Origin of the sequence: Pigmentiphaga litoralis (assembly GCF_013408655.1) — a bacterium.
In the GTDB taxonomy this organism is placed as follows: Bacteria; Pseudomonadota; Gammaproteobacteria; order Burkholderiales; family Burkholderiaceae_B; genus Pigmentiphaga; species Pigmentiphaga litoralis_A.
Genome location: NZ_JACCBP010000001.1, coordinates 1,478,594 through 1,504,398, shown reverse-complemented (window position 1 = coordinate 1,504,398; position 25,805 = coordinate 1,478,594). Strand labels below are relative to the sequence as shown.

Here is a 25,805-nt window from a genome sequence, read left to right as displayed (position 1 = left end):
CCGCCTTCCTCCGCGTCATCCCCTCCTGCTTCTGCATCCCCCACCGACTCACGTCCCCCCTCCCGCACCCGCGCTTTCCTGCGCCGCCACGACAAGGCCGCGATGTTTTTCGCCGGCCTGCTTTGCGCGGGCGTGCTGGCCCTGTTGCTGCGGGCCGCGCCGGGTGGCCAGGCCCCGCTGACGCAGGAAGACATCAACGCCGCGGTGCTGCACACGCTCGAAACGCAGTCATTGCCCTCACGCCCTGCGCGTGCGGCCGAAGCGGTGCGCCGGTCGGTGGTGCGGGTGCGCGGGTATCCCGATACCGTCCCCACCGAGACCAAGCCACAGGGCGCCGTACCCAAGGCCGACACCGTGCCGTCGCCGCAGGAAAAACCACGCAATGATGGCGGCAAGCCGCCCAACCGCCAGGCCGACGCGGGTAAGCCCGGCGCGCCGCGCGACGGCGAACGGGGCGCCAAGCCCGGTGCACCGTCCGGCAAGGAGGAGACGCCCGACGAAGACCGCGGCAGTGTCGGGTCTGGGGTCGTGGTGGTGGAAGACGGCACGATCCTGACCAATTTCCATGTGATCGCCGGATCCAAGCGTCTGGTCGTTACCTTTTTTGACGGCTTCGAGTCCGAAGCCACAGTGGTCGGCGTCCAGCCCGACAAGGACCTGGCCGTCATTAAGGCCAAGTCCACGCCCGATGACCTTCCGCCTGCAACGCTGGGCAGCACCGCCAACCTGCGTCCGGGTGACGAAGTGGTTGCTGTCGGATTCCCGTTCGGCATCGGCCCGTCGGTATCGTCGGGCGTCGTATCGGGCCTGGACCGCGCCTTTGTATCCCCCCAGGGCAAGCAGGAATTGACCAAGCTGATCCAGTTCGACGCGGCGGCCAACCCGGGCAATTCCGGCGGTCCGCTGGTGTCGATGGATGGCGAAGTGGTCGGCATCGTCACCGCCATCCTGAACCCGACCGAAGCGCATACCTTCATCGGCATCGGGTTCGCGACCACCATCGAATCGGCAGGCAGCGCAGTGGGGATTCCGCCGTTCTGATCGGGCGTTGCGCACGCGTTCGTGCACGCCACCCGTCATTCACGCATTCATTCATAGTCATCGCTCAGGGAATCGGCTTATGGAAGACAAGGCAACGCAGGGACTGGACACCGCTTCGTTGATGGAGAAGGTGCTGTACGAAGTCAAGCGTGTGGTGGTGGGGCAGGACCACTTCCTGGAACGCGTGATGGTGGCGATCCTGGCGCAGGGGCACCTGCTGGTCGAAGGGGTGCCGGGGCTGGCCAAGACGCTGACTGTGAACACCCTGGCGCGCACGGTGCGCGGATCGTTCAAGCGCATCCAGTTCACGCCTGACCTGTTGCCGGCCGACCTGATCGGCACGCGCATGTACAACCAGAAAAGCGGCGAATTCAGCACCGTGCTGGGGCCGGTGTTCACCAACCTGCTGCTGGCGGACGAAATCAACCGCGCGCCCGCCAAGGTGCAGTCGGCCCTGCTCGAAGTCATGCAGGAGCGGCAGGTGACGATCGCGGGCGAAACGCACAAGGTGCCATCGCCCTTCCTGGTCATGGCCACGCAGAATCCGATCGAAACCGAGGGCACCTATCCGCTGCCCGAAGCGCAGGTCGACCGCTTCATGATGAAAGTGCTGATCGACTATCCGAGCGAAGAAGAAGAGTTCGTGATCGCGTCGCGCGTGACGGGAGTGGCGACACAAGTGGCGGCGGTCGCGTCGATCGAACAATTGCGCGACATCCAGGCCGAGTGCCGCCGGGTGTATGTGGACCCTGGCATCATGCAATACGCCGTCAAGGTGGTATCGGCCACGCGCCGGCCCGACCGTTATGGTTTGGGCGACATGGCCCGCTACATGACGTTCGGCGCCAGCCCGCGCGCCACCATCAACCTGATTGAAGGCAGCCGCGCGCTGGCCTTTCTGCGCGGCCGCAGCTATGTGCTGCCTGAAGATCTGATCGACTTGGTGCCCGACGTGCTGCGGCATCGCCTGGTGCTGTCCTACGAAGCGCTGTCCGACGGCCTGACCGCCGATCAGTTGATCATGCGCATCCTGAAAGCCATTCCTGCGCCTGACCGGCCATTGGACACACATGTTCGGGTTGAAGCGACAGCGTAAGGCGGCGCGCGCCGCGGGCGAGGCAGCCGCCACCCCGGCTCCTTCGCCGTCGTCGGCCAGCGCCGGCCTGCCCAATCCGGAGCAGCTGCTGCAGCGTCTGGAATGGACGGTGGTGCGGCGGCTGGACGGGCTGCTGCAAGGCGATTACCGCACCCTGTTTCGCGGCTACGGCCTGGACCTGGCCGAACTGCGCGAGTATCAGCCGCAAGATGACGTGCGCTACATCGACTGGAACGTGACGGCGCGTCTGCAGACGCCGTATGTGCGCGAGTTTCAGGAAGATCGCGAGGTGGCGGGGTGGTTCCTGCTGGACTTGAGCGGATCGTTGGATTTTGGGTCGCAGGCAGTGCGCAAGCGCGGCATGTCGGCCGGATTCGTGGGCGTGCTGGCGCGATTGCTGACGCGTAACGGCAACCGCATCGGCGCCGTGCTGTATTCCGCCGACGGGATGCAGACCATTCCGGCCCGGTCTGGCCGGCGGCACGTGCTGCATGTGCTGGACAGCATGCTCAAGTCCAAGGCGGCCACCGCGCAGCGGCAGACCGATCTTCAGGAATTGCTGACGCAGGCGCAGTCGGCCATCAAGCGGCGGTCGGTGGTGTTCGTGGTGTCCGACTTCATCAGTCAACCGGGCTGGACCAAGGCGCTGGCGCAATTGGCGCAGCGTCACGAAGTGGTGGCGGTGCGGCTGTACGACCCGTTGGAGCTTGAGCTGCCGGACCTGGGCATGGTCATGATGCAGGACGCGGAAACGGGCGAGCAGCTGTTCGTGGACACGCATGATCCGGGCTTTCGGAAGCGCTTCATGGAAGCGGCTGCCAAGCGGGAAGCGGACCTGCGCGATGCGCTGAGCAATGCGGGCGTGGACTGCCTGGAACTGAGCACGATGGACAAGCTGGATTCGGCGCTGCTGCATTTCATTCGCCAGCGCAAACGGCGCGGGCAGCTGGCATCGGGCGTCAATCCGCTGGCGCGGCGCGCCGGCCGGTGATGGCAAGCGCCAAGGCGAAGGCAAGAGCAAAGGCAAGAGCAAAGGCAAAGGCAAGGGTAGCAAGATGAACATGGATCACTTCGGGCACCTGACCCTGCTGTGGCCGCGCATGCTGTGGCTGTATCTGCTGGTGCCGGTGCTGGTGCTGCTGTACGTGCGCCTGCTTGCGCGGCGGCGGCGCGTGGCGGCCAGCTATCCCAGCCTGGACCTGGTGGGGGCGGCCGTGGGCGACAGCCGCATGCGCCGGCACCTGCCTGCTGTCATCCTGCTGCTGGGACTGTGCGCCATGCTGTTCGCGGTTACGCGGCCGCAGGCAGTGGTCAAGCTGCCGTCGCGGCTCGAAACCGTGGTGCTGGCCATGGATATGTCGGGCAGCATGCGGGCCGACGACGTCAAGCCGAGCCGCATGGTCGCTTCGCAAACCGCCGCCAAGGCCTTCATTGATGATCAGCCTCACAACGTGCGTCTGGGCATCGTCGCGGTTGCGGGTGCGGCGGCGCTGGTGCAGTCGCCGACACGGCTGCGGGAAGACGCCACGGCGGCCATCGACAACCTGCAGATCCAGCGCGGCACGGCATTGGGCAGTGGGCTGATCATTTCGCTGGCGGCCCTGCTGCCGGCGGCCGACCTGGATGTGGAAGGGCTGATCAGCGGCCGTCCGACCTACGGCGCCGTGCCGCCCAAGATCGATCCCGAAGCGCCGCCCGCCACGCCGGGATCCAACCGGTCGGTGGCGATCGTGTTGCTGTCGGATGGCCAGAGCAATACCGGGCCGGATCCCATGAAGATCGTGGATGTGGCCGCGTCGCATGGCGTGCGGATCTATACCGTCGGCGTCGGGACGAACGAGGGCGCGACACTGAGCGTGGACGGATGGTCGATGCGGGTTCGGCTGGATGACGAGGCGTTGAAGAAGATTGCGTCGGCCAGTGGCGGCGAATATTTCCGCGCGGATAACGCCAAGGAACTGAAGACGATCTATCAGTCGCTGGCGATGCGCCTGGCGTACGACAAGGAAGAGCCGATGGAAGTGTCAGCGTTGTTCGTGGCGCTGGGCGCGATGCTGACGATGGTGGCCGCGTTGCTGTCGATGTGGTGGTTCGGCAGAATACTTTAGCCCCCCCTAGGCGCTTCGCGCCTCCCCCCAAGGGGGCGGCACTGGCGGACTGGCGGAGCCAGATCCGCTGTGCCCTGGAGGGGGGAGCTGTAATGCTGCGGGTGGCGCTTGGTCGCTCTGGGCTACCGATTCCTGTGATCGATAAGATTCGGCCCCGAGGCAGTGATGCTTCGGGGCCGATTGTCTTGCTGCTGCGGTTTATCTGCTGCGGGGCGTCAGTCGGCTTTGACGTTGGCGTCAGTGATGACCTTGGCCCATTTGGCGACTTCGGTTTTGATGGCGGTGGCGGCTTCGGGGGGGGCGGCGTAGTTGGCGATGACGCCTTGTTGCAGCAGGGCGTCTTTGGCGTCTTGCGTGCTCAAGGCTTTTTTCATTTCCGAGGTCAGCTTGTCGACCACGGCTTTGGGCGTGCCGGCGGGGGCCAGGATGCCGAACATGGAGCTGACTTCAAAGCCTTTCAGGCCGGCTTCGGCGGCGGTCGGGACGTCGGGCATCGTGCTGACGCGGTCTTTCGATGCGACGGCCAGGGCGCGCAGTTTGCCGGACGCGATGAAGCCCTGCGCAGCCGGGGCGGTTTCGATCATGCTCAGGACTTGTCCGCCGACCAGGTCGGTCATGGCGGGGCCGCTGCCCTTGTACGGGACGTGCAGCATGTCGATGCCGGCCATCTTCTTGAACATTTCACCGGCCAGGTGCTGCGGCGATCCGCTGCCTGACGATGCGAAGGTCAGCGAGCCGGGCTGCTTCTTGGCCAGGGCGATGAGCTCGGTCAGGTTCTGTGCCTTGACGGTCGGGTTGACGACGAACACCAGCGGCACGGAGCCGACGATGCCGACTGGCGTAAAGCTTTTTTCCAGGTCGTAGCTGACCGTCTTGGCGAACAGGGTTGCGTTGATGGCATGGCTGGTCAGCGCGCCCATCAGCAACGTGTAGCCGTCGGGTGCCGCGGTGGCGACGGCCGCGGCGCCGATGTTGCCGGTGGCGCCGGCACGGTTGTCAACGACCACTTGTTGATTCAGCGCGGCCGACAGCTTCTGCGCAATGACACGGCCGATCACGTCGGTGGCGCCCCCTGGGGGATAGGGCACGACCAGGCGAATGGGCTTGCTGGGATAGTCGTCCGCAGCGTGGGCAAGAAGGGGAGCGCCGGCTACGCCAGCCACCGCAAGCGCGAGCAACAGGTGGCGACGCAGGGGATTGAGGGCACGGGGGGAGGATGTACAGAGCTTCACGCGTCGATCTCCAGGCATTTTTATAAGTAAGGGGTCAGGCCCCTCTTGTGACCGACTATAGAAGCGGGTAGCATCATCGTCAAGAATATTATTGATAATTAAATCGACATGACTTCACAGCCTAAAAAGCCTGGCACTACCCCCTCCAATGGCCACTCCACGACCCCCGAGATGTCCCAGGAAGGTATGTCGAAGGGGCTCACCAATTACGGGGACCGCGGCTTTTCGCTGTTCCTGCGCAAGGCTTTCATCAAGGGCGCGGGCTACACCGACAGCGCCCTGACGCGGCCGGTCATCGGCATCGTCAACACGGGCAGTGCCTATAACCCCTGTCACGGCAATGCGCCGCAGCTGATCGAAGCGGTCAAGCGCGGCATCATGCTGGCAGGCGGTCTGCCCATGGACTTTCCGACGATCTCGATCCACGAAAGCTTTTCCGCGCCGACCAGCATGTATCTGCGCAACCTGATGTCGATGGACACCGAAGAAATGGTCCGCGCCCAGCCGATGGACGCGGTGGTGCTGATCGGCGGTTGCGACAAGACGGTGCCCGCGCAGTTGATGGGCGCGGCGTCGGCCGGCATCCCGGCGATCCAGCTGGTCACGGGCGCGATGCTGACGGGTTCGCACCGGTCGGAACGGGTTGGCGCCTGCACCGACTGCCGCCGCTACTGGGCCTACTACCGCGCGGACCAGATCGATGACCAGGAAATTGCGGACGTCAACAATCAGCTGGTGGCCAGTGTGGGCACCTGTTCCGTCATGGGCACGGCCAGCACGATGGCGTGTATTGCCGAAGCGCTGGGCATGATGGTGCCGGGCGGTGCGTCGGCCCCCGCCGTGACGGCCGACCGTATCCGTATCGCCGAGCAGACCGGTACGCTGGCCGTGCAAATGAGCAAGGACCGCCTGACCATCGACAAGGTGCTGACGGCCGAAGCGTTTGAAAACGCCATGCGGGTGCTGCTCGCGATTGGCGGTTCGACCAACGGCATCATCCACCTGACCGCGATTGCGGGCCGCATGGGCTTTGAAGTGGACCTGGAAGCGCTGGACCGCTTTGGCGCCGAAACGCCTGTGCTGGTGGACCTGAAGCCGTCGGGCCAGCATTACATGGAAGACTTCCACAAGGCCGGTGGCATGATCACGCTGCTGCGCGAACTGAAGCCGCTGCTGCATCTGAACGCGATGACCGTCACGGGCCGCACGCTGGGCGAAGAGCTCGACGCCGCCAGTGCGCCGTTCAAGCAGGACGTGGTCCGTCCGTTCAACAACCCGATCTACCCGCAGGGCGGCATTGCCGTGCTGCGTGGCAATCTGGCCCCGGGCGGCGCGATCATCAAGCAGTCGGCCGCCGCGCCTGAATTGATGGAACACGAAGGCCGCGCGGTGGTGTTCGAAGACGCCGAAGACATGGTCACCCGCCTGGATGATCCGGATCTGGATGTGAACGCCGACGACGTGCTGGTGCTCAAGCGCATCGGCCCCAAGGGCGCACCGGGCATGCCCGAGGCCGGCTACATTCCGATCCCGATGAAGCTGGCGCGCGCTGGCGTGAAAGACATGGTCCGCATTTCCGATGGCCGGATGAGCGGCACGGCGGCCGGCACCATCGTGCTGCACGTCACGCCGGAAGCGGCCGTGGGCGGCCCGCTGGCCTATGTGCAGAATGGCGACCGCATTCGCCTGAGCGTCAAGAATCGCGAGATCGCGCTGCTGGTGTCGGCCGAAGAATTGGCCGAACGGGCGCGCGTGGCGCCGGTGGTCGAACCGACGGCGGACCGTGGTTATCGCAAGCTGTTCCTGACCACGGTGACGCAGGCCGACGAAGGGGTCGACTTCGATTTCTTGCGCGCTGCGACCATGACCGGTACCGTCCCACGAACCAAGTAATCTGACGGCCCGATCTTGCCTGTCTGCACAGCCCCTGCCATGGACACAGCCCTGCTTCACGCACCCGATGCGGTCATTCTTGACGACACGACAGCCGACCCGGTGGCGCGGGTCGTTGCCGCGTTGGAAGAAGACATCGTGCTGGGCGTCCTCAACCCGCGCGAACGATTGATCGAAGACGATCTGATGCATCGTTTCGGCATCAAGCGGCATGTGGTGCGCGAGGTGCTGGCCATGTTGGATCGCCTGGGCCTGACCGAGCGGCGGCGCAATATCGGATCCCTGGTGCGGTCGTTCACGCCCAAGGAAGTGTCCGAGCTGTATCAGTTGCGGGCCTTGCTGGAAACGCAGGCGGCCAGCCTGATTCCGCAGTCGCCCGATCCGGATGCCTTGAACGAACTGATCGAGATCCAGGAAGCGCACGACGCCGCGGTGCAGGCCAACGATCCGCGGCGTGTGTTTCGCGCCAACGTGCGTTTCCACCAGGCCCTGTTTGGGCTGACCGGCAACGTCGTGCTGCAGCGGGCGATCGCCGAATATGCGCGGCAGACCCACCCGATCCGCTTCAGTTCGCTGGTGTCGCCCGACTACCGGCAAAAGGCCTGCCGCGAACACTGGCAGATGATCGCGGCCCTGAAGGCAGGGGACCGGGATGCCCTGGTCACCCTGTGCCGCGAGCACCTCCTGCCGTCGCGCGACGCCTACCTGAGCGCCAACCAGCACCGCTTCAGCCAGCCATGAAGGCGGTGCCGATCCGTTGACATCGGCGTGTAAGATAGCTTCGGGCACAACAATAATGATCGACAGGCCCGGGTCATCGAAGTCGATAAGGAGACGGTGTGTCGACGGCTATCAGGATATTCCAGGGCAGGTTCGGCCGTGTCGCATTGCTCGACATGGACAAGCCGCTCGTCACGCATGCGCACCATCATTGCCATGTGCTGATCAAGGCAAGCGGCGCCGACACGGCCTTCCGGGTGCGGGACCGGATCACGCCGCTGACCGACGACACCGCGGTGCTCGTCAACGCCTGGGAGTCGCATTCGTATGAACACCCCGGCGCCCTGGCGCCGCCCACGGTGATCCTTGCGCTGTATGTCGAGCCGGCGTGGCTGGGGGAAATCCAGCGGCATCTGTCAGTCGCGGCGCATCCGCAGTTCTTTCCCAATCCCTGTGTCGAGATTTCGGCGCGGATCCGCAAGCTGGCCGACGACCTGGCCATGGAAATGCTGTACGCCGACGACATTCCGGCCGAGCGGCTTGAAACCGTGCTGTTCGACCTGATGATCGCGGTGATCGATCCGTTTTCGGAATGGCGCAACATGCGCCATTTGCTGCATGCGCAAAGCGCCATCGGCGGCGATCCGCGCATCCGCAAGGCCATTGGCTACATGCGCCAGAACCTGGGCGCCGAATTTGACATGGACCGCGTGGCGATGCACAGCGGGTTATCGCGCGCGCATTTCTTTACGCTGTTCCGGCGCTGCACGCGCCTGACGCCCAATGTCTACAGCAACGTGCTGCGCATGGAAGCGGCGATCACCGACCTGACGCACACGCGCCAGCCGCTGGCCGACATCTCGTCGCGACTGGGCTTTTCGGCGCCGAGCCACTTCACGCGGTTCTTCCGCCAGCACATCGGCAGCGCGCCGACGGACTTCCGGCGCGTGGTGCAGCATTACGAAAAACAGACTCAAGGGTAAGTGGCCGGATTCCTCGGTAAGGCCTTTCGTCCTCCTGCTGCCTAGACTGCGTCCATCGACATGAAGACCGATGGCGCCGCTGAGGCGACCGTCGGCGGGACAGAGAGACGTGAAAGCAGAACAGGACGCGGGCGCGCACGCCCACGTCGGTCAAAGGATGCCCCGCGTTGAAGACGACGCGCTGCTGACAGGCCGCGGCCGCTTTGCCGACGACCTGGGCGCCCGGCCCGGCACCTTGCACGCCGCCGTGCTGCGTTCGCCCCACGCCCATGCCCGGGTGCTGGCGGTCGATGCCGCACCGGCGCTGGCCTGGCCCGGCGTGCGCGCCGTATTGACCGGCGCGGACGTCAAGGCGTGGACCCGGCCTTTCGTGGTCGGCGTCAAAAGCCCCATGGAACATTACTGCCTGGCCGTGGACACCGTGCGCTACGTGGGCGAACCGGTGGCCGTGGTGATGGCTGAGACGCGGGCGCTGGCCGAAGACGCGCTGGATGCCATCGTCGTCACTTACGAGGCCTTGCCGGCGGTGGTGGACGTGGAAGACGCCATCGCGGCCGACGCAGCCCTGCTGCATCCGGCTGTGGGCAGCAATGTTCCTAGCGACCGCCACTTTTCCTACGGTGATCCGGACGGCACCTTCGCAACGGCGCCGCATCGGGTCGGGCTGACCGTCCAATACCCCCGCAATTCCTGCACGCCCATCGAGTGCTACGTGGTGCTGGCCGAGTTCATGCCAGGCGATGAAGGCTATGAGGCCACGTCGAATTTCCAGGGGCCGTTTTCGTTGCACACCGTGATGGCGCTGGCGCTGCAGATTCCGGCGGCGCGCCTGCGCTTGCGCACGCCGCCCGATTCGGGCGGCAGCTTCGGCGTCAAGCAGGGCGTATTCCCGTACATCGTGATGATGTGCCTGGCGGCCCGCAAGGCAGGGGCCCCGGTCAAGTGGGTGGAAGACCGGCTGGAGCATCTGGTGGCGGCCACGTCGGCCACGGGCCGCGTGTCGACGATCCAGGCAGCCGTGGAAGACGATGGCCGCATCCTGGCGCTGGACTTTGATCAGTTCGATGACGTGGGCGGCTACCTGCGTGCGCCGGAGCCGGCCACCTTCTATCGCATGCATGGCTGCCTGACCGGGGCCTACACGATCCCCAATCTGCGGGTGCGCAATCGTGTCGTAATGACCAACAAAACGCCCGCCGGACTGGTGCGCGGCTTTGGCGGGCCGCAGGTGTATTTCGCGCTGGAACGCCTGATGCAGCGGATCGCCGTGGAGCTGGGGCTGGATCCGCTGGACGTGTATCGCCGCAACTTCATTCAGCCCGATGCGTTTCCGTATCGCGCGGCGGCAGGCGCGCTGCTGGATTCCGGCAACTATCCCCTGGGACTGTCCTTGGCGGCGGACCAGGGCGGGCTGGCCGAACTGATCGAGCGGCGTGACACGGCGCGGCGGGCAGGGCGGCTGTATGGCATCGGATATGCGGCGATTGTCGAGCCGTCGATTTCCAACATGGGCTATATCTCGACGGCGTTGACGCCGGAACAGCGCGCCAAGGCGGGTCCCAAGAACGGGGCGATCGCGTCGGCCACGGTGTCCATCGATCTGCTGGGCGGCGTGACCGCACTGATCGACTCGACGCCGCAAGGGCAGGGGCATCGCACGGCGGCCGCGCAGGTGGTGGCCGACGTGTTCGGATTGCGGCCTGCCGACATTACCGTCAATGCCGAATTCGACAGCCAGAAAGATGCGTGGTCGGTGGCGGCGGGCAACTATTCCAGCCGCTTTGCCGGCGCGGTCGCGGGCACGCTGCACCTGGCGGCGGTCAAGCTGCGTGACAAGCTGGCATCGATTGCCGCGCCCTTGCTGGCGTGCGAACCGGCCGCCGTGTGCTTTGCCGGCGGGCAGGTGTTTGCAGGGCCCACGCCCGAGCGCACGCTGCCGTTCGCGCGGCTGGCCGCGGGTCCGCATTGGGCCCCCGCACTGCTTCCGCACGGCGTGGAAGTGGGGCTGCGCGAGACAGTGTTCTGGACGCCTGAACAGCTTGAAGCGCCGACCGATGACGACCGGGTCAACACATCGGCGGCCTACGGTTTTGCGTTCGACATCTGCGCCGTGGAAGTGGATCCCGACACCGGCCGGGTGCGCATCGATCGCTACGTGACCTGTCATGACGCCGGCACCTTGCTGAACCCGGCCCTGGCCGACGGGCAGATCCGCGGGGCTTTTGCACAGGGGCTGGGCGCGGCATTGATGGAAGAGTTCGCCTATGGCGGCGACGGCAGTTTCCAGTCCGGGACCTTTGCGGATTACCTGGTGCCGACGGCATGCGAAGTGCCCGAGCCGGTCATCGTGCACATGTCGACGCCATCACCCTTCACGCCCTTGGGCGCGAAGGGGCTGGGGGAGGGCAACAACATGAGCACGCCGGTATGCATCGCCAATGCCGTGGCCGATGCGCTGGGCGTGGCCAATGTCGTGCTGCCGCTGACGCCGTCGAAGGTGATGGCGTTGATGGGCATGGATGAAACGCCGCCGCGTGCCGGGAGCCCGGGCGGGTCTGCGCGTCGGGATGCCGACACGGTGCACGGGGCCGGCGCAGCGGTCCACGCGTCGAACGGCGCGCCCGCTGCGGTGGCGGCCGGGGTGGGCGGCGGTGCGATGAATCTGGCGACCGGCACCCGGGCAGGGGACCATGCCAACGCAGGCAAGGGCAAGGCAGGCAAAGGACTCAGCGCGCAGGGCAGTGTGGAACTGGCCGCGACGCCCGAAGCAATTTTCGCGGTGCTGCTGGATCCGGTTGCCCTGGCCAAGGTGATCCCGGGATGCCACGCCCTGGAAAGCACCGGCGAGAACCAGTACCGCGCCGATGTGACCTTGGGTGTCGGCATGGTCAAGGCCCGGTATGCGGCCGAGATCAGCCTGTCTGAACTCGACCCGCCGCATCGGCTGCGGCTGGCCGGGGCCGGAACGTCGTCATTGGGAACGGCCAGCGGCAGCGGCAGCGTGGAGCTGACGCCGTCGGGCGCCGGAACGCGATTGAGCTACGACTACCACGCCGATGTCAGCGGCAAGGTCGCGGCGGTCGGCGGCCGGATGCTGGAAGGCGCGGCCAAGATCGTGCTGAAGCAATTGTTCGAACAATTGGGCAAACAGGCGGAAAGTCGGTCTGGCACCCAGGTCGGCGCATCGTTCGATGCGCGGGTTGCCGACGGCACGACTGCCGCGTCGGGCCGCGGAATCCACAGTGCCAATCCGGGGCCGGGTCAGGCCGCATCGGCGTCGATGGCGGACGGTCCCTCGTTCTGGCGTCGCATGGTTGGCCGCCTGTTTGGTGGAGACGTGTCATGAAGCCCGGTCTTTACGATTACTACCGCTGCGACACCGTCGACGAAGTGCTGGAACTGCTGGACCAGCATGGCGACGATGCCCGCATCCTGGCCGGCGGGCAGTCCTTGATGGCCGCGCTGAACATGCGTCTTGCGCAACCCAAGGTGGTCGTGGACATCTCGCGCATCGCGCCGCTGGCCTATGCGCGGATCGTCAACGATGCGCTGGTGATCGGTGCGTCGGCCACCCAAGCCAGCGTGGAATGGCGGCCGACGCTCGGCGACGAAGTGCCGTTGCTCAAGCGCGCCTTTCCGTATATCTCGCATTTCCAGATCCGCAATCGCGGCACCGTGTGCGGGTCGATCGCGCATGCCGACCCGAGTGCGGAACTGCCTGTGGTGCTCCTGGCACTGGGCGGGCGCGTGGGCCTGCGGTCGCGCCAGGGGCGCCGCGATCTGTCGGCCGATGACTTTGCCCAGGGCATGTTGATGACCGCGCGCCGGCCCGACGAACTGGTGGAAGACGTGAGCTACCCGGTGCACCGCGCCGGCACGGGCTACGCCTTTGCCGAGATGGCGCAGCGCCACGGCGACTTTGCCATCGCGGCGCTGGCGGCCTGCGTGGATGCCGACGGTATCCGGCTGGCGGTGGGCGGCGTGTCGGATCGTCCACGTCTGCTCAATATTGAGCGGCTGTCAGGTTCGGCACTGGATGACGCCCTCAACGACTTTGCATGGAGCCTGGAGGCCCAGGACGATCAGCATGCCAGTGCGCAGTATCGGCGGCACCTGGTGCGCCGCCTTGGACGCCGTGTGATTGAGGAGGCAAGCGCATGAAAGCACTTGAGCAACGCAGCCGGACGACGATTTCGATCCAGCTGAATGGGCGGCCGCGCAGTGGCGGGTGCGACAACCGCACGTCACTGGCGGACTTCTTGCGGCATGAATTGGGCGCGACGGGTACGCATGTGGGCTGCGAGCACGGCGTGTGCGGCGCCTGCACAGTGCGGGTCGATGGCGTGGCGGTGCGTGCCTGCATGATGCTGGCCGCGCAGGCCGAGGGCAGCCGCATCGATACGGTGGAGGGACTGGCCCGGGTCGAGGCGGGCGCGCCGCCGGCCGTCATTGGATCCGCCGCCCCATCGGCCAAGGCCCCCACGCTCGGCGACCTGCAGCAGGCCTTCAAGCGGCATCACGCCTTGCAATGCGGTTTCTGCACGGCGGGGATCCTGATGTCGTGCAGCGACTTTCTTGAACGCCGCCCGGACCCGTCCGAAACCGAAGTGCGCGAGATGCTGTCGGGCCATCTGTGCCGCTGCACCGGCTACACCAACATTGTGATGGCCGTGCTGGATGTCGCGTCATCGCGGCGTGCCAACGCGCCTGCCGAACACGAGGGCAACCATGCTTGATCTGGGCCGCACATTCCTCCAAAGCGTCGAGCGCAGTCCCGTTGCGCTGGCGATCGTCGATGGCGACATCCGGCTGACTTACGCGCAGTGGTTTGACAAGGTGTGCCATGTCGCGGGTGGGCTGGCCGCACTGGGACTGGGGCGGGGCGACCATCTGCTGTTGGTGCTGCAAAACCGCTGGGAGATGGCTACGCTGCACTGGGCCTGCCAGTTTCTGGGGGTGGTGGCCACGCCGCTGAACTGGCGCGCCAAGCCGGATGAAGTCGAATACTGCGCGGTGGATTCGGGGGCCAGAGCCATCGTGTTCGAAGCGGTCAGCGCCGACGCGGTGGCGGGGTCGGAAAGGGCGCAGCAGATGGCGCGGATCGGGGTGGGCGAGGCATCCACGCCGCAAGCACTGCCCACCGGCGCCACCACGTCCTTCAGCGATCTGCTGACGGCGCCGCCCCTGGACCGCGACAACCCGCCGCTGTCCGGCGGGCCGGAAGACATCTCGCTCATGCTGTACACGTCGGGCACGACCGGCAAACCCAAGGGCGTGCCGCGCCGCCATCGCCAGGAACGCGCGGCCGCGCTGGCGCACGTGGCGCAGAACAGCTACCGGCGCGGCGAGCGCACCCTGGGCGTCATGCCGCTGTATCACACCATGGGCGTGCGGTCCTTGCTGGCGATGGCGATGGTGGATGGCCTGTTCGTGTGCGTGCCGCGTTATGACTCCGCCGCGGTGCTGCGGCTGATCGCCAGCGAACGCATCACCAACCTGTACCTGGTCCCGACCCTGTACCACGACATGCTGGCGCACCCGACCTTTGCGCAGACCGACGTGACGTCGGTGACCAAGATCGGCTTTGCCGGCGCGCCCATGCACGATGCCTTGCTCAAGCGCATTGACGCCGCCTTCAAGCCCGAGTTGTTCGTCAATCACTACGGATCGTCCGAGGTCTATACCTGCACGATCAATCAGGATGCCGTCGCCAAGCCGGGCTGCGCGGGACGCGCGGGCATCAACACGCGGATCGGCGTCGTGCCTCTGGACGCCACCACGCCCCACCCGCGCATCGCGGCCGGGCAGGAAGGGCAGATCATTGCCGATCTGGCGGGCGACGAGGCTTTCGATGGTTACTGGAACCGTCCCGATGCGGATGCCAAGTCGCTCAAAGGCGGCTGGTACTTCACCGGCGACACGGGGTATGTGGACGCCGATGGCGACCTGTTCGTGACCGGCCGCGTCGACGACATGATCATCTCGGGCGGTGAAAACATTTCGCCGGTCGACATTGAATCGGTCCTGTCTCTGCACCCTGGTGTCGATGAAGTTGCGGTTGCAGGCCTGCCCGATGAACGCTGGGGACAGCGGGTCGTGGCCTTCGTCAAACGGCATGCGACGGCGGGTACGGGCAGCCAAGGCAGCCACACCGCAGCCCCGGTCGATGCCGCCCTTTTGGACGCGTGGTGCCGCACGTCCGACCTCGTCAATTTCAAACGGCCTCGCGACTATGTGTTCGTGCAGGCCATACCCAAGTCGCCCGTCGGCAAAGTGCTGCGGCGTTGCCTGGTGGCCGGCGACTATGAACCGGAACCATCCCTTTCCAAGGAGCAAGACAGTGTCTGACCTCACACACCCCGCGCAGTCGCTGCTGGACGATCTTTCAGGCTTTCGGGTGGAGGTGGATGCCGCGCGCGAACGTGCCGACATCGTGCTCGACCGCGCGCCGCTCAACGTCATCACCATGCCGCAGCGCGATCAGTTGCGCCTGGTCTTCGAAGCGCTGGATGCCGACCCGCGCGTGCGCGTGATCGTGCTGCGCAGCACCGGCGAACATTTTTCCAGCGGCGGCGACATCAAGGGCTTCATGGAAGCCACGCCCGAAAAGGTATCGGCGCTGGCCTGGAATGTGGCGGCGCCGTTCCGCTGCAGCAAGCCGGTGATCGCGGCCAATCGCGGCTACTGCTTTGGCGTGGGCTTCGAAATTTCACTGGCCTGCGACTTCCGGATCGTGACCGACACCACCTTGTACGCGCTGCCCGAACAGAAGCTGGGACAGATCCCGGGATCGGGCGGGTCGGCTCGGCTGCAGAAGATGGTTGGCGTGGGCCGCACCAAGGACATCGTGATGCGGTCGCGCCGCATTCCCGGACCGCAGGCCTACGACTGGGGCATTGCGGTGGACTGCGTGGCCGATGCCGACCTGGAAAAGGCCACCGACGCGCTGGTCGAAGAACTGCGCGCCTTTTCGCCGCTGGCGCAGCGCACGGCCAAGAAACTGCTGAACGACACCGAAGATGCGCCCCTGTCGATCGCGATCGAACTGGAAGGCCATTGCTATTCGCGACTGCGCAGTTCCGACGATTTCCGGGAAGGGGTCGAAGCCTTTCACGGCAAACGCAAACCGGCATTCAAGGGCAGTTGAACCGGGGCCTGCCTTGCTGCCCACCCACGACATGAGCCCGGACACCGGGTCGATTCAGGAGACTTGCCATGAAGACGCTACAAAGAACCGCCGTCGCCGCACTCTGGTCCGCAGGCTTGCTGGGCGCGGTTGCGCCGGCGGTCCAGGCGCAAACCGGCCCGCTGCGCATTGGTGTCGTCACGCCGCTGTCGGGCACCTATGCCCCGATCGGCGCGCAGGTAAAGATGGGGCTGGAACTTGCGCTGACCGAGATCAATGCGGGCGGCGGCATCATGGGCCGCAAGGTCGAATTGCTGTATGAAGACGAAGAAGCCAATCCGCAGGTCGCGGTGCAGAAGGCCGAAAAGCTCTTCCAGCAGTCCAAGGTGGATTTCCTGACCGGCACCGTGAATTCGGGATCGACCCTGGCGGTGGGACAGGTTGCGGAACGCAACGATAAGTTGATTGCGACCACGGTGTCCTTTTCGGATGCGATCACCGGCGACAAGTGTTCGCCCAATGTGTTTCGCGTGAACGCCAAGGCCGGGCAGCAGTCGGTGGCGCTGGCCGAATGGCTGGCCAAAGACAAGCCGGGGGCGTCGCTGTTCCTGCTTGGCCCCGATTATGAAATGGGCCGCAGCACGGTGGCCGCGTTCAAGGATGCCGCCACGCAGCGCGGCATCAAGGCCAATGGGGAACTGTTCGCGCCGCTGGACAGCAAGGACTACTCGAGCTACTTCGGGCAGATCCGCGCGGCGCGTCCGCAGGTGTTCTACACGTCCACCGCGGGCAACGACACGGTGCGTCTGTTCAGCCAGCTGGCCGAATACGGCATCAACAAGAACATCACGATGATCGGCGTGTCGGGCGCCATCACGGCGCAGAACATCAAGGCCATCGGCAAGAACGCCGAAGGCTTCGTGACCGGCGTGGGCTACACGCCCGAGATCGACAACCCGCAGAACAAACGTTTCGTGGCCGACTTCGTGAAGGCCAACAAGATTGCGCCGGACCTGTACGGCGCCGATTCGTATGGCGTCCTGTACTTCTACAAGGCCGCTGTCGAAAAGGCCAAGTCCACCGAAACCGCCAAGGTGCGGACCGCCATGGAAGGCCTGAAATGGACCACGCCGCAGGGCGAAAAGACCATGCGCGCGGCCGACCACCAGGCCATCCAGGACATGTACGCCGTCCGGATCGCCAATGGCGACTTCACCATCATCAGCAAGGTGCAGGGCGACAAGGCCATTGGCCCCAGCACCTGCAAGCGCTGGTGAGCCGAACCGCCGTCATGATCAAGGAATCGACATGAGCGCCTGGCTCGAAAGTCTGCAGTTCGTCTATGCGCCGCAGGTCGTCAACGGCCTGTCGCTTGGGGTGGCCGTCATTCTGATGGCGCTGGGCCTGACCATCATCTTCGGTCTGCTTGACGTCATCAACATGGCGCACGGCGAGTTCTATGCGCTCGGCGCGTACCTGGGCACGTCCTTGCTGCTGACCGGGCTGAGCTTCTGGATCGTGCTGGTCCTGGTGCCGCTGGTGATGCTGCCGGTGGGATACGCGACCGAACGCCTGCTGATCCAGCGGGTGTTCCATCACAAGGATCGGCACATCCTGACCTTGCTGCTGACCTTCGGCATGGCGATCGTGCTGGAAGACGTGTTCAAGCTGATCTACGGCCCGAACCCGCTCAAGCCTGAATCGCCCATCCAGGGCGCCACCGAACTGCTGGGCATGATGTTCCCGACCTACCGCCTGTTCCTGATGGCGGTGGGCCTGGTGATCGTGGCCGGCGTGTGGTGGGTGGTGTATCGGACCCGGCTGGGCGCCATCGTGCGCGCCGCGGCGTATGACCGGCACATGTCGGCGTCGCTGGGCGTTCCGGTGCTGCGGGTGTATGCCGGCACGTTTGCGTTCGGCGTGGCCCTGGCCGGCTTGGCCGGGGTGCTGCTGGCGCCGGTGTATTCGGTGTTTCCGACCATGGGCAAGGACTTCATCCTGATGGCGTTTTCGGTGGTGATCGTGGGGGGCCTGGGCAGCATCAAGGGCGCCATCGTGGCGGGCCTGCTGCTGACGCAGGTGCAGGCCTTGTCCAGCCTGTATATCTCGCCGGTGTGGTCCGACCCGCTGGTGTTCGGGATCATGGTGCTGGTGCTGATGTTCCGTCCGCAAGGCTTGTTCGGGAGGCTCGGTCATGGTTGATCCAACGATTCCTGCGCCGCGACGGCGCGCGGGGCTGGCCACCGCCTTTGTCGTGCTCGCGCTGCTGGCGGCATTGGCCGCCTGGTGGACGGGTGACACCTTCTATCTGCGCCTGGCGACCGAAGCCCTGATCTTTGGCGGGCTGGCCATGGCGGTGGACCTGCTGCTGGGCATTGCCGGTCTGTTGTCGCTGGGCCAGGCCTTGTTCTTCGGTTTCGGTGCGTACCTGTCGGGCTTGTTGCTGCGCGATGCGGGGCTGTCGTTCTGGAGCGTGCTTGCCATTGCCACGGTGGCGGGCGCCGCCGTGGGGCTGGTATCGGGCGTGATCGCCATCCGGGCCCGCGGCGTGTACTTTGCGCTGATCATGTTCGGGCTGGCGCAGATCGCCGCCAAGGCGGTCTACAACGTGCAGGCACTGGGCGCGTCCGACGGCTTGATGGGTGTGCCGGTGGTGCGCATCGGCGTGGGGCCGTATTCGGTGTCGGCGTCCGATCCGCTCAGCTTCTTTCTGGTGGTGCTGGTCGTGATCATGCTGATGTACGCCTTGCTGGCCTACCTGCTCGACACCCCCTTCGGACGCAACATGCAGGCGCTGCGGGCGAACCCCTTGCGCCTGTCCTTCCTCGGCTTCGACCCCTGGCGCTACAAGCTGGCGGCCTTCGTGCTGGCGGCGACCATTGCGTCAGTCGCCGGTGCGCTGTACCCCATGCTGCGCGGCTTTGCGTCGCCCGAACTGCTGTACTTCCAGACCTCGGGCAATGCCGTCATTACCGTGGTGCTGGGTGGCGTCGGCACACTGATCGGCGCCCTGTATGGCAGCGTGATCCTGTTTGGCCTCAAGTCGGTGGTGGGCACGTATACCGAACATCATTTGATTGTGATCGGTCTGCTGTTCATGGCCGCCGTCATCTTTTTCCCATCGGGGCTGGTGGGCGCGTTAAGGAAGAAAAAATGACCCTGAGCCCAACGGCGGCGTCGTCCCAACCTCTGCTGGATGTGCGCGGACTGAGCGTCCGGTTTGGCGCATTGCGGGCGGTGGACGACGTCAGCATGCAGGTGGTCCGCGGCGGCATCACATCGCTTATCGGACCCAACGGCGCCGGCAAGAGCACGCTGTTCAACCTGATCAGCGGCGCCTTGCGTCCCACTGCGGGCACGGTGCTGTTCGATGGTGTCGACGTGACCGGCTGGAGTCCGCACAAGCTGCTGCGCGCGGGCCTGGCGCGGTCCTTCCAGATCACCAATCTGTTCGTGGATCTGACCGTGCGTGAAAACTTGCGGCTGGCGGCGCAGGTGCTGGAAAGCGGCTGGCTGGCCTTGCGTCCGCTGGCGGCGTCCCATCTCGCCCTGGCCCGGGCCGATGAACTGCTGGAAGAATTCGCATTGCAGGCCAGGGCCAATGACCTGGCCGGGGCCCTGTCCCACGGCGAGCAGCGGCGGCTTGAAATCGCGGTCGCGCTGGCCTGCCGGCCGCGCCTGTTGCTGCTGGACGAGCCCACGCAGGGCATGTCGCATGCCGATACGGCCGACACCGCGGCCCTGATCAAGCGGCTGGCCGGCGGCGTGTCCATCGTGCTGGTCGAGCACGACGTGGGGCTGGTCATGGACGTGTCCGACCATGTGGTAGTGCTGACCCAGGGCCGGAAACTGGCCGAGGGCCCGCCGCGCACGGTGCGCGCCGACCCCCGCGTGCAGGCCGCGTATTTTGGCGAAGCCGCCACGACCCCAACTGCGGAGGCGACCCATGCTTGAATTGAACGACGTGCACGTGCATTACGGCCTGGGTCATGTGCTGCAAGGCCTGAGCATCCGGGTGGGGCCGGGCGAAGTGGTCGGCCTGTTCGGCCGCAACGGGGTGGGCAAGACAACCACCATCAAGGCGGTGGCCGGATGGCTGCCACTGACCGGGGGCGATATCCAGTTCGACGGCCAGCGCCTGTCCGGCCTGTCGGCCGACAAGGTGTGCCGGCTAGGCGTCGGCCTGGTGCCCGAAGACCGGCGGATCTTTCCCGGCCTCAGCACCCAGGAAAACCTGGAGATGGGCTTCATGCAGGGCCCCCGGCTCAAGCGCGCCGAGGAACAGTCGCGTCTGAACGACATCTACGCCCGTTTTCCCAGGCTGGCCGAACGGCGGGCGCAGGCCGGCACCACGCTGTCGGGGGGCGAACAGCAAATGCTGGCGGTGGCCCGCGTGCTGCTGGGCAAGCCGCGCCTGCTGCTGATCGACGAACCCACCGAAGGCCTGGCGCCCATGGTGGTCGACGAGCTGTTTTCGGTCATGCGCCAAGTCAAGGAACAGGGCCAGTCGATTCTGCTGGTCGAACAGAACGTGTCGCGTGCGCTGACCCTGTGCGACCGCTTCTACGCCCTGGAACGGGGCAGGGTGGTGGCCGAAGGACGCACGTCCGTCCCGGGCGATGTGGACGCCCTGATGCGGGCGATCGCGGTGTAGCGGGCGGTTCAGAAAGCCGGAACAGGGGATTCAGCCTGGTGTCAGCAGGCCGTGCGTCGCGCAAATCCGTGTCGATTTCGCCGCAACGCACGGCCTGCTGCGCTTAAGCGGGCGTCCTCGCGGTTATGATTCCGAACTGTTCCGGATGCCCCTACCTCTAGCGGCGACGGTATCGAGGTAGTGAATGTCCCAGCAGCCCCCCCAGGAAGTCGCCGCCGCGGCCCTCAGCAACTCCAGCGTACGGTTGAAGCGGCAGCACGAACTCGCCGTCGACTTCGCGATCGGGGCGCTGAAAACCCGGGACATCCGGCGGGTGATCGACGAGGCCTGCCGCGTCGTCGCCCTGGGCCTGAACGCGCGCTTCGTCAAGGTGCTGCGCTACCGCCACGACACTGGCACCTTGCTGCTGGAAGCGGGCACCGGCTGGGCCCAGGATGAAATCGGCACGGCAGTGCTGTCCGCCGACGACGCCAGTCCCGCCGGGCACGCGTATGTCAGCGGCCGCCCCGTCATTTCGAACCATCTGGGCGGCGAACACCGCTTCCGCACCCCCGAATTGCTGGCCCGCTACGGCATCAAACGCGCCGTCAACGTGCCGATCCGCGGCGTGCCCGAATCGTACGGCGTGCTGGAAGCCGACAGTCCCGACGACGAGGATTTCTCGGAAACCGATCTGGTTTTCCTGGAAGCCGTGGCGAACGTCATCTCCATGACACGCGAGCGTGTCGTGGCCGAAGCGGACGAAAAACACCGCTACGACCATTTTTCCGAGACGGTCCTGAACGCCAGCACGGACTGCATCATGGTGGCGACCGCCGACGGTGCCCTGGAATTCATGAACCGGTACGGCGTGACGCAGCTTGAAATCGCCGATTTCGAGGCGGTCAAGGGCCGTTCCTACCTGTCGTTCTGGGACGCCGACGACGTAGAAAAGGCGCAGGCCGCCTTCCACCAGGCACTGGAAGGCGTCGCCAGCCGCTTCGAGGGCATGTGCCCGACCGAAACCGGGGTGGCCAAGTGGTGGGATGTGTCCATTTCGCCCATTCGCGATGACCATGACGCCATTGCGCGGGTCGTGTCGGTGGCGCGGGACGTGACGGAACGGCATGCGCACGAAGAACAGCTGAACGCGCTGGTCTCGATGCAGGAAAACAAGCTGTACAGCTCTGAACTGATGATGAAGGAAGTGCATCATCGGGTGCGCAACAGCCTGCAGCTGGTGCAGACCCTGCTGGCGCTGCAGGGTGACCTGAGCGGTGACGCGACCGTGTCGGCCCACTTGCAGGTGGCGGCGACCCGGGTCATGACCGTGGGGTCGGTGCACCAGCGGCTGTACGAAGAAAGCGGTGTGGAGGCGACCAACGCGGGCGCCTACCTGAGCGGGCTGATCGGCGATCTGCAGGTGCTGTCGTCCGACCGTCAGATCGTGTTCGCCTCGCCCACCATTACCGTGCCGGCGCGGCGGCTGGCGCCGCTGGGGCTGGTCACCGCCGAACTCGTCACCAACGCCCTGAAATACGGCAAGGGCGAAGTGCGGGTCTTCCTGGAAGAAAGCGGCGACGGCCTGAAGCTGACGGTGGAAGACGACGGCGCGGGATTCCCGGACGCCTTCCCCAAGCCACAGGGTACGGGGCTGGGAATGCGGCTGGTCAACACCTATGCGGGCCGCGGCAAGAACGCGATCACGGTGGACCGGACGGTGCCGTTCAGCCGGATCGTGGTGCTGTTCAAGACGACCTGAGCCGTCTTGACGCTCAGTTGCCCGCGAAGACCGGCTTGCGTTTCTGCGCGAACGCCGTAATCCCCTCCAGATAGTCCGCGGAATACCCCAGTTCCCGTTGCAGGTCGCGTTCCAGGTCGAATTGCTGGCCGAGCGTCTGGTCGGACGAGGCCAGCAAGGCGCGTTTGGCTGCGGCATGGGCGCGGGTCGGGCCGGCGGCTAGCCGCGCGGCGGTGGATGCCAGTGTGTCTTCCAGCAGCGCATCGGGAATGCACTGCCAGATCAGCCCCCAGTGTTCGGCTTTCTGCGCAGACAGCGCCTCGCCCGATAGCGTCCACCCCATGGCCCGGCCCTGGCCAATCAAGCGGGGCAGGAACCAGGTGGCGCCTGCATCGGGCATCAGGCCGATCTTCTCGAAGGCCTGGATGAAGCGGGCCGATTCGACGGCGATCACCACATCGCAAGCCAGGGCCAGGCTGAGCCCGGCGCCCGCCGCGACACCGTTGACCACACACACCACCGGCACGGGCAGCGCGCGCAGCCGCAGGATCAACGGCCGGTAATTCTGGTCCAGGCCGATGCCCAGGTCGCGGCGCTGGCCATCGGGCAAGGGCGGGCGTTCCTGCTGGTCCTGGCCGGCGCAAAAGCCCCGGCCCGCCCCGGTCAGTACGACGCCGCGCAGGTCGGATCGGGCTTCCAGGTAGGTGAGGACCGCAGCCAGGTCCGCAAACATCTGCGTGGTCAGGCTGTTGAGGCGGTCGGGCCGGTTCAAGGTGATGCGGGCGACGCCTGCGGTGTAGGTGACCTGCAAGGTGTCGACGGAGGGCAATGTCGTCGTCATGCCGCGCGCTCCAGGTCCGACACATTCAGGGGCAGGGCGGCCATCTGCGCATAGTGGTAGGCGGTATCGCCCAGCACCACGTCCACGGCCGTCAGCCGCTTGAAATAGTCGCCCACCTCCAGTTCGTCTGTCATGCCCATGCCGCCATGCAGTTGCACGGCCAGTTGCCCGACCAGCCTGCCTGCGCGGGCGGCCTCGATCTTGGCGGGGGAAATGCGGCGGCGGCGCTCGGCGGCGTCGGGCTCGGTCAGGGCGGCCACGGCCACATAGGCCATCGACAGGGCCAATTCCTTGGCGATCGCCATGTCGGCCAGCTTGTGCTGCAGGGCCTGGAAGGCGGCCAGTGGCTGGTTGAACTGCTTGCGGGTGCGAAGGTAGTCCACCGTCATGGCCAGCAATTGCTCCATGGCGCCGGCGGCCTGGGCGCACAGGGCCGCGATGCCCCAGTGCAGGCCGGCTTCGATCGCCGCATCGGCGGCGTCACCCCGGGCAAGCACGGCGCTGTCGTCCAGCTGTACGCCGGTGAACGTCAGGCGGGCTGCGCGGGTGGCGTCCAGGGTAGGCGTATCCAGTACCGTCACCCCGGCGGCGTCGCGCGGGACCATCAGCAGCAGGGTAGCGCCCGCTTCATCGGCCGCCGACACGATCCAGGCCGTGGCCGCGCCGCCATGCCAGACCGCCGATTTTTCGCCGTCGAGCACCCAGCCCGAGGCACCTCGGGTGGCCTGCGTGCTGGCCGGCCGCACGGCGTAGCGGCGGCCGGGCTCCAGGTAGGCCAGGGTCAGGATGGCTTCCCCGCTGGCAATCGCGGGCAGCCACTGCGCCTGCGCATCCTCGTTGCCCGACCGGGCCAGCACCGTGGCGGCGATGACCGCGCTTGGGATGACGGGTTCGGCCACCAGGCCGCGGCCCAGTTCCACATGCACCGGCAACAGGCTGGCGGGGTCTTCGCCAAAGCCGTCGTGATCCGGGGAAATCGTCAGGCCCAGCACGCCCAGGTCCGCCAGCGCGGACCAGGCGCTGGCGTCCAGGGCGGCGTCGGTGCGGGCACGCCGGCGACGCGACAGCGTCCAGAATTCGCCCACGCGGCGGCGCAGGCTGTCGGCCAGCATGCGTTGTTCTTCGCTCAGTACAAAGTCCATGATTGTTCTGTCCGGTTCGTGAAGGGGATCAGCCGCCCAGCAGCATGCGGGCGATGATGTTCTTCTGCACCTCGGTCGTGCCGCCGTAGATGGACGTCTTGCGCATGTCCACATAGGCCGCGCTGGTCCGGGCGGCGCCATCGGGTCCGGGCACATCGGCATCGGTGTCCGCTTCGAGCCACGACGGGTCGTAGGGCCAGGCGTCGGGGCCTGCCAGTTCCATCCGCAGCATGGCCAGATCCTGCTGGATCTCCGATCCGCGGATCTTGAGCATGGACGTTTCCGGACCGGGCATGCCCTCGTTTTCAGCCGCCACGCGCAGCAACAGCATCTCCAGCGCCAGGATATCGATCTCCAGACGCGACACGCGATCGCGCCAGCGCGGATCCTGGGCCAGGGGCGCGCCGTCGTCCGTGCCGCCCGCCAGCAGCGCCTTGATCGCGTCGAGCTCGCGGCGGCAGTGGCCCAGGCCTGCAATGCCGGTGCGTTCGTGGCCCAGCAGATACTTGGCGTAGGTCCAGCCCGCGTTCTCTTCGCCGACCAGGTTGCCGACCGGCACCCGCACGTTGTCCAGCCAGACCTCGTTCACATCATGCCCGCCATCCAGCGTGCGGATCGGGCGCACCGTCACGCCGGGGGATCGCATGTCGATCAACAGCACCGAAATGCCGCGCTGCGGTTTGGCCTCGGGATCCGTGCGGACCAGGCAGAAGATCCAGTCGGCATAGTGGGCCAGGGTGGTCCAGGTCTTCTGCCCATTGACGACATAGTGGTCGCCGTCCCGGACGGCCTTGGTGCTGAGCGACGCCAGGTCCGACCCCGATCCCGGTTCGGAATATCCCTGGCACCACCAGTCGTCGAGCCGGACGATGCGGGGCAGCAAACGGGCCTGCTGCTCGGCGCTGCCAAATTTCATCAGCACGGGGCCGAGCATGGTCAGGCCGAAGGGCAGCAGGCGCGGCGCGCCGGCCCGGAATGATTCCACCTCGAAGATCAGGCGTTGCAGCGGGTTCCAGCCGGTGCCGCCGTGTTCCTTGGGCCAGGTGGGGGCGCCCCAGCCGTGGTCGTTCAGGATGTGATGCCAGCGCAGGTAATCGTCTTTCTCGAGCCGCTGCTGGCGCAGCGACTTGTCGCGAATGTCGGTGGGCAGGTGGGTCTGTACGAAGGTGCGCACCTCGTCACGGAAGCGCCTTTCGTCGTCGGTCCAGGTCAGGTTCATGGTCGTGTCTCCTCACCGATAACCATACCG

General features: G+C 66.0%; 22 protein-coding genes. 18 read left to right on the top strand and 4 right to left on the bottom strand.

The window, feature by feature from the left end; all coding sequences use genetic code 11:
* Positions 1-102: 102 nt before the first annotated feature.
* The 4 genes from HD883_RS06630 to HD883_RS06615 all read left to right on the top strand — a co-directional run bounded on the left by HD883_RS06630 (position 103) and on the right by HD883_RS06615 (position 4,245).
* The gene (locus HD883_RS06630; protein ID WP_257022014.1) at positions 103-1,041 is read left to right on the top strand and encodes a S1C family serine protease; all 939 of its coding nucleotides are present in this window, start codon (positions 103-105) and stop codon (positions 1,039-1,041) included.
* Positions 1,042-1,120: 79 nt separating this feature from the next.
* Positions 1,121-2,137, top strand: a complete 1,017-nt coding sequence (locus HD883_RS06625) for an AAA family ATPase (protein WP_179587120.1) — start codon at positions 1,121-1,123, stop codon at positions 2,135-2,137.
* Positions 2,112-3,128 (top strand): DUF58 domain-containing protein, encoded by a 1,017-nt coding sequence (locus HD883_RS06620; RefSeq protein ID WP_179587122.1) that lies wholly within the window; start codon positions 2,112-2,114, stop codon positions 3,126-3,128. Before HD883_RS06625 ends, HD883_RS06620 begins: the two co-directional genes overlap by 26 nt.
* A 64-nt stretch (positions 3,129-3,192) precedes the next feature.
* Positions 3,193-4,245, top strand: coding sequence for a VWA domain-containing protein (locus HD883_RS06615; protein ID WP_179587125.1), 1,053 nt, complete (start codon positions 3,193-3,195; stop codon positions 4,243-4,245).
* 215 nt (positions 4,246-4,460) lie between these two features.
* On the opposite strand, the gene HD883_RS06610 is transcribed toward HD883_RS06615, so the two are convergent.
* The gene (locus tag HD883_RS06610; RefSeq protein WP_179587126.1) at positions 4,461-5,495 is read right to left on the bottom strand and encodes a Bug family tripartite tricarboxylate transporter substrate binding protein; all 1,035 of its coding nucleotides are present in this window, start codon (positions 5,493-5,495) and stop codon (positions 4,461-4,463) included.
* A 153-nt stretch (positions 5,496-5,648) separates the two neighbouring features.
* Here HD883_RS06610 and HD883_RS06605 point away from each other — a divergent pair, with 153 nt between their 5' ends.
* The 14 genes from HD883_RS06605 to HD883_RS06540 all read left to right on the top strand — a co-directional run bounded on the left by HD883_RS06605 (position 5,649) and on the right by HD883_RS06540 (position 22,594).
* Entirely contained in the window at positions 5,649-7,370 is a 1,722-nt protein-coding gene (locus HD883_RS06605; RefSeq protein WP_179587128.1) for an IlvD/Edd family dehydratase, read from the top strand.
* Between the two features lie 39 nt (positions 7,371-7,409).
* Complete coding sequence (locus HD883_RS06600; RefSeq protein ID WP_179587130.1) at positions 7,410-8,111, top strand: GntR family transcriptional regulator; 702 nt, start codon at positions 7,410-7,412, stop codon at positions 8,109-8,111.
* A 98-nt stretch (positions 8,112-8,209) separates the two neighbouring features.
* Positions 8,210-9,073: an AraC family transcriptional regulator gene (locus HD883_RS06595; RefSeq protein WP_179587132.1), complete on the top strand. Its 864-nt coding sequence runs from the start codon at positions 8,210-8,212 to the stop codon at positions 9,071-9,073.
* Between the two features lie 79 nt (positions 9,074-9,152).
* Positions 9,153-12,419 (top strand): xanthine dehydrogenase family protein molybdopterin-binding subunit, encoded by a 3,267-nt coding sequence (locus HD883_RS06590; RefSeq protein ID WP_373563424.1) that lies wholly within the window; start codon positions 9,153-9,155, stop codon positions 12,417-12,419.
* Positions 12,416-13,234, top strand: a complete 819-nt coding sequence (locus HD883_RS06585) for an FAD binding domain-containing protein (RefSeq protein ID WP_179587136.1) — start codon at positions 12,416-12,418, stop codon at positions 13,232-13,234. Before HD883_RS06590 ends, HD883_RS06585 begins: the two co-directional genes overlap by 4 nt.
* Positions 13,231-13,809 (top strand): (2Fe-2S)-binding protein, encoded by a 579-nt coding sequence (locus HD883_RS06580; RefSeq protein WP_179587138.1) that lies wholly within the window; start codon positions 13,231-13,233, stop codon positions 13,807-13,809. The genes HD883_RS06585 and HD883_RS06580 overlap by 4 nt, the downstream gene beginning before the upstream one ends.
* On the top strand, positions 13,802-15,421 hold the full coding sequence (locus HD883_RS06575; protein WP_179587140.1) for an AMP-binding protein: 1,620 nt from the start codon (positions 13,802-13,804) through the stop codon (positions 15,419-15,421). Before HD883_RS06580 ends, HD883_RS06575 begins: the two co-directional genes overlap by 8 nt.
* Positions 15,414-16,220 (top strand): enoyl-CoA hydratase/isomerase family protein, encoded by an 807-nt coding sequence (locus HD883_RS06570; RefSeq protein ID WP_179587142.1) that lies wholly within the window; start codon positions 15,414-15,416, stop codon positions 16,218-16,220. The genes HD883_RS06575 and HD883_RS06570 overlap by 8 nt, the downstream gene beginning before the upstream one ends.
* Positions 16,221-16,288: 68 nt before the next feature.
* Complete coding sequence (locus HD883_RS06565) at positions 16,289-17,476, top strand: ABC transporter substrate-binding protein (protein ID WP_179587144.1); 1,188 nt, start codon at positions 16,289-16,291, stop codon at positions 17,474-17,476.
* A gap of 31 nt (positions 17,477-17,507) precedes the next feature.
* On the top strand, positions 17,508-18,401 hold the full coding sequence (locus HD883_RS06560; protein WP_179587146.1) for a branched-chain amino acid ABC transporter permease: 894 nt from the start codon (positions 17,508-17,510) through the stop codon (positions 18,399-18,401).
* Positions 18,394-19,356: a branched-chain amino acid ABC transporter permease gene (locus tag HD883_RS06555; RefSeq protein ID WP_179587148.1), complete on the top strand. Its 963-nt coding sequence runs from the start codon at positions 18,394-18,396 to the stop codon at positions 19,354-19,356. The genes HD883_RS06560 and HD883_RS06555 overlap by 8 nt, the downstream gene beginning before the upstream one ends.
* Positions 19,353-20,153 (top strand): ABC transporter ATP-binding protein, encoded by an 801-nt coding sequence (locus HD883_RS06550; protein WP_179587150.1) that lies wholly within the window; start codon positions 19,353-19,355, stop codon positions 20,151-20,153. The genes HD883_RS06555 and HD883_RS06550 overlap by 4 nt, the downstream gene beginning before the upstream one ends.
* Positions 20,146-20,853, top strand: a complete 708-nt coding sequence (locus tag HD883_RS06545; RefSeq protein ID WP_179587152.1) for an ABC transporter ATP-binding protein — start codon at positions 20,146-20,148, stop codon at positions 20,851-20,853. The genes HD883_RS06550 and HD883_RS06545 overlap by 8 nt, the downstream gene beginning before the upstream one ends.
* 184 nt (positions 20,854-21,037) lie before the next feature.
* A complete protein-coding gene (locus HD883_RS06540; RefSeq protein WP_179587154.1) occupies positions 21,038-22,594 on the top strand; it encodes a sensor histidine kinase in 1,557 nt (518 codons plus the stop codon).
* A gap of 13 nt (positions 22,595-22,607) precedes the next feature.
* Here the strand turns inward: HD883_RS06540 and paaG are convergent, their stop codons facing one another.
* The 3 genes from paaG to HD883_RS06525 are packed head-to-tail and all read right to left on the bottom strand — an operon-like array spanning position 22,608 to position 25,775.
* Entirely contained in the window at positions 22,608-23,414 is an 807-nt protein-coding gene (gene paaG / locus HD883_RS06535; protein WP_179587156.1) for a 2-(1,2-epoxy-1,2-dihydrophenyl)acetyl-CoA isomerase PaaG, read from the bottom strand.
* Complete coding sequence (locus HD883_RS06530; protein WP_179587158.1) at positions 23,411-24,556, bottom strand: acyl-CoA dehydrogenase family protein; 1,146 nt, start codon at positions 24,554-24,556, stop codon at positions 23,411-23,413. Before HD883_RS06530 ends, paaG begins: the two co-directional genes overlap by 4 nt.
* Before the next feature lie 28 nt (positions 24,557-24,584).
* Positions 24,585-25,775, bottom strand: a complete 1,191-nt coding sequence (locus HD883_RS06525; protein ID WP_179587160.1) for an acyl-CoA dehydrogenase family protein — start codon at positions 25,773-25,775, stop codon at positions 24,585-24,587.
* Positions 25,776-25,805 lie beyond the last annotated feature (30 nt).